The following is a 12,735-nucleotide window of genomic DNA, read 5'->3' on the forward strand; positions in this document are numbered from 1 at the left end:
GACCCGCTTTCCCTGTTCGACGGTGCACATGCCGGCCGGGCGGGCGCCCGGACGGCGACGGTCGTCCTCACACCCCGAGATGCGCCCGCACCGCGGACGTGTCCAGCGGACCTGCGAGACGCAGGGCACGCGGGAACGCACGACGGCGCTCGGCGAGCTCGAGGCAACGAGGTTCGGGGTGCAGCCACGCCCCCCGGCCCGGCAGCGCGCGACGTACGTCGACCACGACCGCGGGATCTCCCGCGTCCGTCGTCGCCGCCACCACGCGCAGCAGGACCGACCTCGGACCGGCAGCTCGGCACCCCACGCACGTGCGCACCGGACCCACGACGGCCTCCGCCGCGGGGTCCGCTGCGTGGGTGTCGGGGTGGCGCCTGCTCGGCGAGGAGAGCCGGGCGTCCGGCCCAGCCTCCACCAGTCTAGCGCGCGACCTCACCGGTCTCGACCGGGGCCCCGCCCGTCGGCCTCCGGAGCGGGCGAGCCGACGGCCTCGGCGCCCTGCTCGGAGCGGCCCTGCTCGCCGCCGTCGGCGCCGGCGGGCGTGCCGGGCGCCTCCTGCGCGTCGGAGCGGATGTCGATGCGCCAGCCGGTCAGCTTCGCGGCGAGGCGGGCGTTCTGGCCCTCCTTGCCGATGGCGAGCGACAGCTGGTAGTCCGGCACGACGACCCGCGCGGCGCGCGCAGCCGGGTCGACGACCGTGACCGACAGCACGCGCGCCGGGGACAGCGCGTGCGCCACCATCTCCGCCGGGTCGTCCGAGTGGTCGACGATGTCGATCTTCTCGCCGTGCAGCTCCGCCATCACCGCGCGGACGCGGGCGCCGAGCGGGCCGATGCACGCGCCCTTGGCACCCAGGCCGGGCACGCGGGAGCGGACCGCCATCTTCGAGCGGTGGCCGGCCTCGCGGGCCAGGGCCGTGATCTCGACGTGGCCGTCGGCGATCTCGGGGACCTCCAGCTCGAACAGCTTCCGCACGAGGTTCGGGTGCGTCCGGGACAGCGTGATCTGCGGGCCCTTGGAGCCGCGCGAGACGTCGAGCACGAGCGCGCGGATCCGCTCGCCGTGCACGTACTGCTCCGTCGGCACCTGCTCGTGCGCCGGCAGCACCGCCTCGGTGCCGCCCACGTCCACCAGCACGACGCGCGGGTCGCGGCCCTGCTGGATCACGCCGCCGAGGACCTCGCCCTCCTTGCCGCGGAACTGGCCGAGCACCTGGTCGTCCTCGGCGTCGCGCAGCCGCTGCACGATGACCTGGCGCGCCGTCGCGGTCGCGATCCGGCCGAAGCCCGCCGGGGTGTCGTCGAACTCGGGGCCGACCGTGGTCGTCGTCGGCGGGACCGCCGTGACGGTGCCGTCCTCGTCGTCGGTCGGCTCGGGGGCGTCCGGAGCCGGGACCACCGTGCGCTCGCGCGCCCAGACGGTCACGTGCCCGCTGCGCCGGTCCAGCTCCACCCGGGCGTCCTGGTGCGCGTCCGGCGTCCGGTGGTAGGCGGACAGGAGCGCCTGCTCGATGGCCGAGACGAGCACGTCCAGGCTGATCTCCCGCTCGCGCTCGATGAGCCGCAGCGCCTGCATGTCGATGTCCACGTCAGTCCTCCTGGCCCGTCGGCCCGTCCAGTGCGCCGTCGGCGCCGCCGTCGCCGGCCTTGTCCTTCACCATCTCCACCTCGACGCGGCCGTCGCGCACCCGCGCGAGCGGCACCCGCACCGGGTCGCCGACCTTGGCCGGCCGGCCCTTCACGCCCGGGGTCACCGGGGTGACCACGACGGCGTCGTCGTCGCCGTCGGCACCCCGCTCCACCGCCACGAGGCGGCCGGCGAGCGTGCCGCCGTCGGTCAGCGTCAGCGTGACCAGGCGGCCGACCGCGTGCACGTAGTGCCGGCGGGCGGTCAGCGGCGCCTCGGCGCCGCGGGTGGAGACCTCGAGCGTGTACCGGTCGGGCAGGCCGTCGACGTCGTCCAGGGCGGCGGACACGGCCCGGGACACGTCGGCGACGCCGTCCAGGTCGAGCGCGTCCTGCGCGTCCTCCGCGGCGTCGACCACGACGCGCACCACGTGGGCGGCGCCGTCGCGCGCGAGCTCGACGTCCTCCAGCCACAGCCCGGCGGCGGTCACCACCGGCTCGATGGTCTCCCGGATGCGCTGCGCACTGGTGGGCGCGGGCATGTTGACCTCCTGTGTCGGTCCTCGGCGGGGTGCGGCCTCGCCGCGCGCACGCGGCCGCCGGGGACGTCGACGCTGTGTGGTTGTCGGGTCCTGCGCGTGCTGCGGCGCGCGGCGGGACCGCGTGCTGCGACCAGGGTACTGACTGGCGGCGGCGCGCGCGGACGTACGCCGCCCGGCGGGCCCGCCGTGGGAGGATCCGACGCGATGTCCACCACGGCCCGCCGCCCCGTCGCGGCCCCCCGCTCCGCCCTGTCCAGCCGCTCCGCCGGCCCGTCCCGGGAGGTCCGCACGCCGGGCGACGGACCCGGCCGACGGCGGCGCGCCCGCGCGCTGGCCGGGCTGGCCGCCGCCGGAGCCGTGCTGCTCCTGTCCGGCTGCGGGCTGCGCTGGGAGACGGCGGCGCCGACGGAGCCCGTCCCCGACGCCGCGGAGGACGCCCGACGCACCGGCGTGGACGACGCGCTCGACCTGGCGGAGGCCGCGCGTGCCGCCGCGCCGGGCACGGAGGCGGCGGTCGCGGCGCTCCTGGCGCTCGTCGAGGGCACGTCCGCGACGCAGGTCGACGCGCTCGGCGGGGTGTACGACTCCGGGCTGGCCGCCGACGACGACGGGCCCACCCCGTCCGCCTCCCCCACCGCCTCCCCCACCGTCACCGGGACCGTGGCCACGCCGGCCGACGTCCTCGAGCCTGCTCGGCTCGGCCGCGTCGTCGGCCCGCTCCGACGCCCGGACGGCAGAGGACCCCGGCCTCGCCCGGCTGCTGGCGTCCGTGGCGGCGTCCCGCGCCCAGCTGACCGACCGCCTCGCCGCCGCCCTCGGGGCCGAGGCGCCCGCCGTCGACGCCGAGACCGGAGCCGGCTGGCCGTCCGGCGGCGCCGCCGACGGGTCCGGCTCCGGCGACGGCTCCGCGGCCGGCCCGTCGGGGTCCCCGTCCCCGTCGGCGACCCCCACGGGCACGCCCGGAGCCGGTGACGACGACGACCTCGGCGCGGACCTGGACCGGACGGAGCTGGTCGCGCTCACGCTCGCCGAGGACCAGGCGGGGCACGGGTTCGAGGTCGCCGCCGCGCGCCTGTCGGGGGACGCCCGCGCCCTCGCCCGGTCGGCCGCCGCGCAGCACCGGGCCGCCGCGACCGCGTGGGCCACCGCCGCCGGCGTCGCCGGCACCGCCGACGACCCGCGCCGGGTCGGCTACGAGCTGGACGGCGACCTGTCGTCCGCGGAGTCCGTGCGCACGTTCTGCGCGGGGCTGCTGTCCGACCTGGCGGCCGTGCACGCCGACGCCGTGCTCGCCACCTCGGCCGGGACCACCGACCGCACCGCGACCGTCGACGGGCTGCGCACCTCCGCCGTCGAGGCGCTGCGCTGGGGAGCGACCGCGACCGCCCTGCCGGGCATGCCGGCGGCCGCGCCGACCGCCGCCCCGACGCCCACGCCGACCGCGGGCTGACCCGGCACGGCGCCGGCACGTCGTCCGCGGGCTGACCCGGCACGGCGCCGGCACGTCGTCCGCGGGCTGACCCGGCGCGACGACGGGGCACGACCCGTGGTCGTGCCCCGTCGCCCTCGCGGGCTCGTTCAGCCGGCGAGCAGCGCGTCCACCAGCTCCGCCACGCGGTCCGCCGCGTCCGCGACCGGCACCTGCTCCGCCTGGGGGCCGCCCTCGGTGGCGACGCGCGGCCGCACCTCGACCACGCCGTCCGCCAGCCCGCGGCCGACCACGACCGTCAGCGGCACGCCCAGCAGCTCCGCGTCCGCGAACTTCACGCCGGGCGAGACCTTCGGGCGGTCGTCGTAGAGCACCTCGACGCCCCGGGCGTCCAGGGTCCGCGCCAGCGACTCGGCGGCCTCGAACACCGCCGCGTCCTTGCCCGTCGCGACGACGTGCACCAGCGCGGGGGCCACGCCCGCCGGCCACGCCAGGCCCTTCTCGTCGTTGTTCGCCTCGGCCAGCGCCGCGAGCACGCGGGTCACGCCGATGCCGTAGGAGCCCATCGTGACGACCTGCGTCTTGCCGTGCTGGTCCAGCACCGTCAGCCCGAGCGCCTGCGCGTACTTGCGGCCGAGCTGGAAGATGTGGCCGATCTCGATGCCGCGCGCGAGCTCCAGCGGGCCCGATCCGTCGGGTGCCTCGTCCCCGGCCCGCACCTCGGCGGCCTCGACCGTGCCGTCCGCGGTGAAGTCGCGACCGGCGACCAGGTCGAACACGTGCTTGCCGTGCTCGTTCGCGCCCGTGATCCACCGCGTGCCGGTGACGACGCGCGGGTCCAGCAGGTACCGGATCGCCGTGCGCGCCTCGTCGTCGAGGCCCAGGCCGTCGACGTTCGGGCCGAGCGCGGCCGGGCCGATGTAGCCCTTGACCAGCTCGGGGTGCGCGGCGAAGTCCGCCTCGACGGCCTGCTCGACCTCCGCCGGGGCCACCGACGCCTCGAGGCGCTTGAGGTCCACCTCGCGGTCGCCCGGCAGGCCCACCACGAGCAGCTCGCGCTCCCCCGTCGGCTGCACGAGCGCCAGCACGACGTTCTTCAGCGTGTCCGCCGCGGTCCACGCGCGGTCGGGGCGGGGGAACCGCTCGTTCGCGACCGCCACGAGCGAGTCGATCGTCGGGGTGTCCGGGGTGTCCTCGACGTGCGCGGCCGGCGCGTCGTCGAACGGCAGCGCGTCCGGGACCACGGTCGTGACCGCCTCGACGTTGGCCGCGTAGCCGCCGGGCGACCGCACGAACGTGTCCTCGCCGATGGCCGTCGGGTTGAGGAACTCCTCGGAGCGGGAGCCGCCCATCGCGCCGGAGGTCGCCGCCACGATCACGTACTCGAGGCCGAGGCGCTCGAAGATGCGCTGGTAGGCAGCCCGCTGCGCCTGGTACGAGGTCTCCAGGCCCGCGTCGTCGATGTCGAACGAGTAGGCGTCCTTCATGATGAACTCGCGCCCGCGGATCAGGCCGGCGCGCGGGCGGGCCTCGTCGCGGTACTTCGTCTGGACCTGGAACAGCGTCAGCGGCAGATCCTTGTACGAGGAGTACAGGTCCTTGACGAGGAGCGTGAACATCTCCTCGTGCGTGGGCGCCAGCAGGTAGTCGTTCTCGCGGCGGTCCTGCAGGCGGAACAGGTTCGGCCCGTACTCCGTCCAACGGCCCGTGGCCTCGTACGGCTCCCGCGGCAGCAGCGCCGGGAAGTGCACCTCCTGCGCACCCGCCGCGGTCATCTCCTCGCGCACGACCTGCTCGACCTTGGCGAGCACCCGCAGACCGAGCGGCAGCCACGTGTAGATGCCGGGGGCGGCACGGCGGATGTAGCCCGCGCGGACGAGCAGCTTGTGGCTGGCCACCTCCGCGTCGGCCGGGTCCTCGCGCAGGGTGCGGACGAACAGGGTGGACAGGCGTAGCAGCATGACCGGCAGCCTAGTGGCCGTGCGCGGTGTCGGACGCGTGCGCCACCATGGGTGCCATGCCCGAGCTGCCCGAGGTCGAGTCGCTGGCCGTCTTCCTCCGCGAGCGCGCCGTCGGGCGGACCGTCGCCGGCGTCGAGGTCGGCGCGATCAGCGCCCTGAAGACGTTCAGCCCGGCGCCCGCGGACCTCGCCGGCGGCACCGTCGCGTCCGTCGACCGGCACGGCAAGTGGCTCGACCTCGCGGTCCGCCCCGCGGCCGGCGGCGAGCCGCTGCACCTCGTGTTCCACCTGGCCCGTGCCGGCTGGCTGCGCTGGTCCGAGGCGCTCTCCCCCACGCCCGTCCGGCCGGGCAAGTCGCCGCTCGCGCTGCGCGTGCGGCTCGACGACGGGTCGGGCTTCGACCTCACCGAGGCCGGCACCCGCAAGCGCCTGGCCGTGCACGTCGTGGCCGATCCCGCAGACGTCCCGCCGATCGCGACCCTGGGCGTCGAGCCGCTGTCCCCGGAGTTCACCCCCGAGCGGCTCGCGGAGCTGATGGCCGCCCGGAACCAGCAGGTCAAGGGTCTGCTGCGGGACCAGGGCACCATCGCCGGCATCGGGAACGCGTACTCCGACGAGATCCTGCTCGTGGCCCGCACCAGCCCCTTCGCGCTCACCCGGTCGTTCGACGCCGACAAGGTCGCGCGGCTGCACGCCGCGACGCTGGGCGTGCTGCGCGAGGCGATCGCCGCCGCCGCCGGCCGACCGGCCGCCGAGCTCAAGGACGCGAAGCGACGCGGCATGCGCGTGCACGGCCGGACCGGTGAGCCGTGCCCCGGCTGGGACGGCGTGCCGTGCGGCGACACCGTGCACGAGGTGTCGTTCGCCGACTCCTCGCTCCAGTACTGCCCCACCTGCCAGACCGGCGGCACGCCGCTCGCCGACCGCCGGATGTCGCGCCTGCTGCGCTGAGCCCGGCCGCCGGCGCGTCGGGCTTCACGGGTCGCGCACAGGATCCGGCCACAGGGTCCACCGCTGCGGCTCCCGACCCGACCACGTCGTCCCTACGGTGGAGGGATGCCCGAGACCACCCGCGCCGCCGTCCGGCACTCGCGCGCCATCAGGCGCCCCGTCCGGCACGCCCGCCGCACCCGCGCCGGCCGCCGTGCCGCCCGCACGGCCGCGCTGACCGTCGGCGTCCTGGCACTCAGCGGCACCACGGGCGCCGCCGCGCTCTACGCCCAGGTGCAGAACGGCATCGAGAGCGCCGACGTCGACGCGTTCCTCGGCGACGACCGCCCCACCCAGGAGGCGCCGCCCGTCGACGGCTACGCGGGTCAGCCGCTGAACATCCTCGTCATGGGCACGGACAGCCGTGACGGCGAGAACGCCGCGCTGGCCGGCGAGGACGAGGGCATGCGGTCCGACACCACCGTGCTGGTGCACCTCTCCGCCGACCGCAGCCGCGTCGACCTCGTGTCCATCCCCCGCGACTCGCTCGTCGACATCCCCTCGTGCACCCTCGAGGACGGCAGCACCACCGCCCCGCAGGAGTCGGAGATGTTCAACTCCGCGTTCGCGACCGGCGCCGGCGACACCGAGAACCTCGCCGCGGCCGCCGCGTGCACCCGCCGGACCTTCGAGCAGAACACCGGTCTGCGGACCGACGAGAGCATCGTGGTGAAGATGGACGGCGTCCGTGACGTCATCGACGCCCTCGGCGGGATCCCCATGGACCTGCCGGAGGCCATGGACTCACCCAAGGCCGGCCTGCACGTCCCCGCCGGGCCGCAGACCTTCGACGGCACCACCGCCCTCGCGTTCCTGCGCGCCCGCACCGGCACCGGCAACGGGCTGGAGCTGGGGTCCGACCTGGCCCGGATCGAGCGGCAGCAGCAGCTCATCGACGCGCTGGCCGCGCGCGTGCAGGACGCCGACCTGCTCGCCGACCCCGGCACCCTGATGCCCGTGCTGACCAGCGTCACCCGCTCGTTGTCGATCAGCGAGGGCCTCGCCGACGTCCGCGACCTCGCCGGGCTCGCCCTCACGCTGCGCGACGTCGAGCCCGCCACGCTCAGCCCCGTGACGGTGCCCGTCATGACCGCGCCGCAGGACGAGGCCCGGGTCGTGTGGACCGACGAGGCCGACGACCTGTGGCAGCGGCTGGGCCAGGACCTCCCGCTCACCGACGCGCCGACGGTGGACGCGACGACCTCCCCGCCCCGTAGGCGCACCCGCGCCCCCGCGCGCCCCGATCGGTGGGCGACGCCGGGGAGCCGAGGACCCCGACCCCCGGGCCAGGCGCGTCACCGGCCGATTCTCGCGTCGCAAGCCGAGGTATCGGTCGGCGACGCGAGAATCGGCTGGCGGTGGCGGGCGGGAGGTGCTCGCCTAGAACAGCACCGTCGCGTACGTCCCGACCTGCCGGAACCCCACCGCCCGGTACGCGGCGAGGGCGCGCGCGTTGTACGCGTTGGCGTACAGGGACACGACGGGCGCGACGTCGCGGCGGGTCTGCTCGACGACCGCGGCCATGCCGCCCTCGGACAGCCGCTCGCCGCGTCGCAGCGGGTCGACCCACACGCCCTGCACCTGGGCGACGCCGCCGGCGACGGCCCCGAGCTCGGCCTTGAACACGACCTGCGGCTGCCCCAGGTCGCCGGGCTCGACGCGCACGAAGGACCGCCCCTCGCGGACGAGCGAGCGCACGCGCGCCTCGTAGGCGCCGCCGGTGCCCCCGATCGGGGAGTAGCCGACCTCCTCGGTGAACATCCGCACGCACGCGGGGAGCACGAGGTCGTACTCCTCGGGCACGGAGCGCCGCACGCCGGGGTCGACGGCGACGGACGGCTCGTGGTCGATCACCAGGGACGGCTGGTCCTCGCGGACCTCGCGGACGGCACCCCAGGCGGGCGCGAGCCGGCGCCACAGGGGCAGCACGGCCTCGGCGGCGCCGACGACGGAGGAGCACCGCCTCCCCTGGGCCCGGCCGAAGGCGGCGAACGCGTCGAGGGCGGCCGCGCGGTGCTCGGCGTCGGGCGTCACCGGCACGAGGTTGGCGCCGGCCCAGCACACGGCGGCCAGGGCGCCGTCGACCTCGTAGCCCCACACCTGCCCGGTCACCCGGTGCAGCCCGACGTGCCGCGCCTGCTCCAGCCGGGTGGTCGCCAGCACGGCGGCGACCGCGTCCCGGCCGCAGACCTCGAGGGCCCGCGGCAGGTCGTCGTCGGCCAGCACCCGACCCACGCCGGGGCCGACCCGGAGGTCGCCGCCGGCGAGGTCGTCCCGGACGCCGCGCACCGCGGTCAGCCGACCGTGACCACGGGGCCACCGGTGCCGGCAGCGCCGTCGGCCACCGTCATGCTGTCGGCGATCCGCATCGCCTCGTCGATCAGCGTCTCGACGATCGCCGACTCGGGCACGGTGCGCACGACCTCGCCTCGCACGAAGATCTGGCCCTTGCCGTTGCCGGACGCGACGCCGAGGTCGGCCTCGCGGGCCTCCCCCGGGCCGTTGACGACGCACCCCATGACCGCGACGCGCAGCGGGACCTCCAGGCCCTCGAGCCCGGCGGTGACCCGCTCGGCGAGGGAGTAGACGTCGACCTGGGCGCGTCCGCACGACGGGCAGGACACGATCTCGAGCTTGCGGGGCCGCAGGTTGAGCGACTGCAGGATCTGGATGCCGACCTTGACCTCCTCGACCGGCGGCGCGGACAGCGAGACCCGGATGGTGTCCCCGATGCCCTTGCTGAGCAGTGCGCCGAACGCGGTCGCGGACTTGATGGTGCCCTGGAACGCGGGCCCGGCCTCGGTGACGCCGAGGTGCAGCGGCCAGTCGCCGCGCTCGGACAGCAGCTCGTAGGCGCGCACCATGACGACGGGGTCGTTGTGCTTCACGGAGATCTTGAAGTCGTGGAAGTCGTGCTCCTCGAACAGCGACGCCTCCCAGACGGCGGACTCGACGAGCGCCTCCGGGGTGGCCTTGCCGTGCTTCGCGAGCAGGCGCGGGTCGAGGGAGCCGGCGTTGACGCCGATCCGCAGGGAGACCCCGGCGTCGGACGCCGCGCGGGCGATCTCCTTCACCTGGTCGTCGAACTTGCGGATGTTGCCGGGGTTGACCCGCACGGCCGCGCAACCGGCCTCGATGGCGGCGAAGACGTACCGCGGCTGGAAGTGGATGTCGGCGATCACGGGCAGCTGCGACTTGCGCGCGATGGCGGGCAGCGCGTCGGCGTCGTCCTGCGTGGGGACCGCGACGCGCACGATGTCGCAGCCGGCGGCGGTGAGCTCGGCGATCTGCTGCAGGGTCGCGTTGACGTCGGACGTCAGCGTCGTGGTCATCGACTGCACGCTGACCGGCGCGTCGCCCCCGACCTCGACCTTGCCCACGCGGATCTTGCGGGTCGGCCGCCGCGGCGCCAGCACCGGCGCGGGTGCCTCCGGCATGCCGAGGCTGATGGGGGTGCTCACGGAGTCATCATCGCACCGCGGGGCGAGACCGCACCCGAGCGCGCCGGGCGGCGGGGCGGGGATCGCCGGTCAGCCGATGGAGATCGGCGCGACGACGTCCGCGTACGCGAGCAGCAGACCCATCCCGCCGAGCACCACGAACACGGCGAGCGCCAGCGGCTGCAGCCGCGCGGCGTCCGCGGGCCGCGGCCGGGGCAGGCCGCGGAGCCGGGCCACCTGCCGCTTCAGCCCCTCCCAGAGCGCGGCGGCGACGTGCCCGCCGTCGAGCGGGACGAGCGGGATCAGGTTGAACACGAACAGCGCGATGTTGAGCGACGCGAGGATGCTCAGCATCGACGCCACCCGCTCGGCGACCCCGACGCCCGCGGTGTCCGTGGACGCCACGTCCCCGGCCAGCCGGACGACGCCGACCGGGCCGAGCACCCCGTTCGGGTCGCGCTCCGCCCCGCCGAACGCGCTCTCGGCGATGCCGACGAGGTTGGCGGGCAGGGTGACGACGGCCTTGCCGGTCTGCCAGACGGCGTCCGCGGTGACCGTGACGATCTCGGACACGGGCTGCCGCTGCAGCTCGGTGCCGGGGCTGATGCCGAGGAACCCGACGTCGGTGGTGACGGGCTCGCCGGAGTCGTCGAGGACGACGGCGCCGTCGTCGTCGGTGACGGGCCGCTCGGCCACGACCGGCGTGACGGACAGCTCGACGCGCTCGCCGTCGCGCTCGACGACGACGGGCACGGCCTCCTCGCCGGTGCCGCGGATCATGCCACTGAGCTGCTCCCAGGACTCGACCGCGACGCCGTCGTAGGACACGACCGTGTCACCCGGCTGCAGGCCCGCGGCGGCCCCGGGCGCGGCGGGGTCGCCGTCGGTGCACTCGGTCGAGGTGGAGCCGGCCGGCAGCACGCACTGGCTGACCGCGGAGAGCGTGGTGCTGGACCCGGGGGTGCCGATGCCGATGAACACGACCGCGAGCAGCACGACGGCGATGAGCAGGTTCATCACCGGGCCGCCGAGCATGACGACCAGCTTCTTGGGCGTCGACAGCCGGTAGAACGCGCGGTGGTCCTCGCCGGGACGGATCTCCTCGGCGCTCACCTCGCGGGCGTCGGCGGCGATGCGGCTGAAGAAGCCGCGGGTCGGCGGGTTCCCGACGGCCTCGGGGGTCGGGTACATGCCGATCAGCCGCACGTACCCGCCGAGCGGGATCGCCTTGATGCCGTACTCGGTCTCCCCCTTGGTGCGGGACCAGAGCGTGGGCCCGAACCCGACGAAGTACTGGCTGACGCGCACGCCGAACTTCTTGGCGGGGACCATGTGGCCGACCTCGTGCAGCGCGATGGACACGAGGATGCCCACCACGAGCACGATCACGCCGATCGCGTAGGCCAAGGTGAGCTCCATCCGTGCGGTGGTCGTGCGAGGTCGCCGGTCCGGCGGGCGCCCGTCAGCGCGGGACGCCCGACCCCCCATCCTGCCCCGTCACCCTGGACATCGGCTGGACGTCGCCACCACGCCCGTCGCCCTCGACCTCGACCCGGTCCCGACCGGCCCGCTTGGCCCGGTACATCAGGGCGTCGACGCGACCGATCGCCACGGCGGGGTCCTCCCCCGCCCGCAGCGCGGTGACCCCGAGGCTGGCGGTGACGTCGACGGGTGCCTCGGCCCGCACCGCGCCGGGGACGGCCGCCCGCAGCCGCTCGGCCAGCGCCCGCGCGTCGTCGAGCGTCATCCCGGGGGCGACCACGAGGAACTCCTCGCCGCCGAGCCGGGCCACCAGGTCGCCCGACCGGACGTGCTGCTCCAGCGCCCGTGCCACGGCGACCAGCACCCGGTCCCCCACCGTGTGGCCGTGCACGTCGTTCACGGCCTTGAACCGGTCGAGGTCGAGGTAGACCAGGGCGACGTCCAGCCCGGCCCCGACGACCCCCGACTGGTAGCCGAGCTCGTCCTCGAGCCGGCGGCGGTTGGCGGCGCCGGTCAACGGGTCGTTGTAGGCCATCTCGCGCATCGAGGCTGCCTCCGCGCTGGCGTGCTCCGCGACGAGGAACGCCCGGGTCGCGTGCTCCTTGGTCCGGGACAGCACCCAGACGAGCGCCGCGAGCACGGCCAGGTACACCGCGTACCGCACGAGGTCCACGACGTGGTCGGTGGTCGCGCCGTCCGACGGGCCGACCACCAGGCCGACGGTCCCGACGACGACGGTCAGGACGACCACGGCGCCGGCGTGCAGGACGGCGAACCGGTTCGGGTACACGAGGAAGCCGATCACCACGAACAGCGCCAGACCCATGAACGTCGTGGGGAACAGCGCGGCCCAGCCGCCGGGGTCCATCAGCAGCCGGCTGCCCAGCGTGACCAGCCAGAGGACGTCGAACCCGGTGAGCACGACGCGGGAGACGCCCACCGTGGCCTGCGGGCGCCGCAGCACCAGCCAGGCGAACAGCAGGACGACGACCAGCAGCACCGGCGACGCCAGCCGCAGCAGCAGGTCGTCCCAGCGGAGCACCAGCACGGCGACGATCGCGACCGCCCCGCCGAGCAGGCAGACGAGCAGCACCCGGCGGATCAGGCTCAGCGTCGGATCGCCCGCCCGGCGTGCCACGGGCAGGTCCCGGTGCGGCGGGGACGGTGCGGACATGGCGGCTCGCGATCGGGGGTGGGCTGGTCCCGGCACGGTACCCCGCGCGGCACGGGCGGACACCACCGGCGGCCCGGCTTCACCCGCTCGGGC

11 protein-coding genes and 1 pseudogene are annotated in these 12,735 nt (G+C 75.8%); 3 read left to right on the top strand and 9 right to left on the bottom strand.

Translation table 11 applies throughout. The annotated features are described in order from the left end of the window. Positions 1–67 precede the first annotated feature (67 nt). From ACWPWW_RS04555 to ACWPWW_RS04565, 3 genes are read right to left on the bottom strand one after another with little or no spacing between them, the layout of a single operon-like run. Positions 68–436 carry a YlxR family protein gene (locus ACWPWW_RS04555; RefSeq protein WP_454049151.1) on the bottom strand — a complete coding sequence of 123 codons (369 nt, stop codon included), beginning with the start codon at positions 434–436 and terminating at the stop codon, positions 68–70. Beyond that, positions 433–1,587, bottom strand: a complete 1,155-nt coding sequence (gene nusA / locus ACWPWW_RS04560) for a transcription termination factor NusA (RefSeq protein ID WP_454049152.1) — start codon at positions 1,585–1,587, stop codon at positions 433–435. Before nusA ends, ACWPWW_RS04555 begins: the two co-directional genes overlap by 4 nt. Position 1,588: 1 nt before the next feature. Next, complete coding sequence (locus ACWPWW_RS04565) at positions 1,589–2,167, bottom strand: ribosome maturation factor RimP (protein ID WP_454049153.1); 579 nt, start codon at positions 2,165–2,167, stop codon at positions 1,589–1,591. A 769-nt stretch (positions 2,168–2,936) separates the two neighbouring features. Between ACWPWW_RS04565 and ACWPWW_RS04570 the strand changes: the two genes are divergently transcribed. Then, complete coding sequence (locus tag ACWPWW_RS04570; RefSeq protein ID WP_454049154.1) at positions 2,937–3,617, top strand: DUF4439 domain-containing protein; 681 nt, start codon at positions 2,937–2,939, stop codon at positions 3,615–3,617. A 128-nt stretch (positions 3,618–3,745) separates the two neighbouring features. Here ACWPWW_RS04570 and ACWPWW_RS04575 read toward each other — a convergent pair whose 3' ends face one another. After that, entirely contained in the window at positions 3,746–5,557 is a 1,812-nt protein-coding gene (locus ACWPWW_RS04575; protein ID WP_454049155.1) for a proline--tRNA ligase, read from the bottom strand. Between the two features lie 56 nt (positions 5,558–5,613). Between ACWPWW_RS04575 and ACWPWW_RS04580 the strand changes: the two genes are divergently transcribed. Together ACWPWW_RS04580 and ACWPWW_RS04585 are read left to right on the top strand one after the other, a co-directional pair. Further along, positions 5,614–6,507, top strand: coding sequence for a DNA-formamidopyrimidine glycosylase family protein (locus tag ACWPWW_RS04580; RefSeq protein WP_454049156.1), 894 nt, complete (start codon positions 5,614–5,616; stop codon positions 6,505–6,507). A 444-nt stretch (positions 6,508–6,951) separates the two neighbouring features. Next, positions 6,952–7,404, top strand: a pseudogene (locus ACWPWW_RS04585) (LCP family protein); the annotation flags it as partial. Here the strand turns inward: ACWPWW_RS04585 and ACWPWW_RS04590 are convergent. The 5 genes from ACWPWW_RS04590 to ACWPWW_RS04610 form a co-directional block, all read right to left on the bottom strand. Beyond that, positions 7,291–7,845, bottom strand: a complete 555-nt coding sequence (locus tag ACWPWW_RS04590; protein ID WP_454049157.1) for a hypothetical protein — start codon at positions 7,843–7,845, stop codon at positions 7,291–7,293. The pseudogene ACWPWW_RS04585 and the gene ACWPWW_RS04590 sit on opposite strands and share 114 nt — an antisense overlap. An 81-nt stretch (positions 7,846–7,926) precedes the next feature. Beyond that, positions 7,927–8,835: a GNAT family N-acetyltransferase gene (locus tag ACWPWW_RS04595; protein WP_454049158.1), complete on the bottom strand. Its 909-nt coding sequence runs from the start codon at positions 8,833–8,835 to the stop codon at positions 7,927–7,929. A gap of 5 nt (positions 8,836–8,840) precedes the next feature. Further along, the gene (ispG, locus tag ACWPWW_RS04600; RefSeq protein WP_454050398.1) at positions 8,841–9,983 is read right to left on the bottom strand and encodes a flavodoxin-dependent (E)-4-hydroxy-3-methylbut-2-enyl-diphosphate synthase; all 1,143 of its coding nucleotides are present in this window, start codon (positions 9,981–9,983) and stop codon (positions 8,841–8,843) included. A 93-nt stretch (positions 9,984–10,076) separates the two neighbouring features. Continuing rightward, complete coding sequence (locus ACWPWW_RS04605) at positions 10,077–11,405, bottom strand: M50 family metallopeptidase (protein ID WP_454049159.1); 1,329 nt, start codon at positions 11,403–11,405, stop codon at positions 10,077–10,079. Positions 11,406–11,448: 43 nt separating this feature from the next. After that, positions 11,449–12,642, bottom strand: coding sequence for a diguanylate cyclase (locus ACWPWW_RS04610; RefSeq protein WP_454049160.1), 1,194 nt, complete (start codon positions 12,640–12,642; stop codon positions 11,449–11,451). Positions 12,643–12,735 lie beyond the last annotated feature (93 nt).

This window comes from Cellulomonas sp. Marseille-Q8402, assembly GCF_965119525.1.

Excerpts from the sequence above, each read along its gene's own strand:
- ACWPWW_RS04565 (WP_454049153.1), bottom strand. The coding sequence starts at position 2,167 with ATGCCCGCGCCCACCAGTGCGCAGCGCATCCGGGAGACCATCGAGCCG.
- ACWPWW_RS04605 (WP_454049159.1), bottom strand. The coding sequence starts at position 11,405 with ATGGAGCTCACCTTGGCCTACGCGATCGGCGTGATCGTGCTCGTGGTG.
- ACWPWW_RS04610 (WP_454049160.1), bottom strand. The coding sequence starts at position 12,642 with ATGTCCGCACCGTCCCCGCCGCACCGGGACCTGCCCGTGGCACGCCGG.
- ACWPWW_RS04575 (WP_454049155.1), bottom strand. The coding sequence starts at position 5,557 with ATGCTGCTACGCCTGTCCACCCTGTTCGTCCGCACCCTGCGCGAGGAC.
- ispG (WP_454050398.1), bottom strand. The coding sequence starts at position 9,983 with ATGCCGGAGGCACCCGCGCCGGTGCTGGCGCCGCGGCGGCCGACCCGC.
- ACWPWW_RS04580 (WP_454049156.1), top strand. The coding sequence starts at position 5,614 with ATGCCCGAGCTGCCCGAGGTCGAGTCGCTGGCCGTCTTCCTCCGCGAG.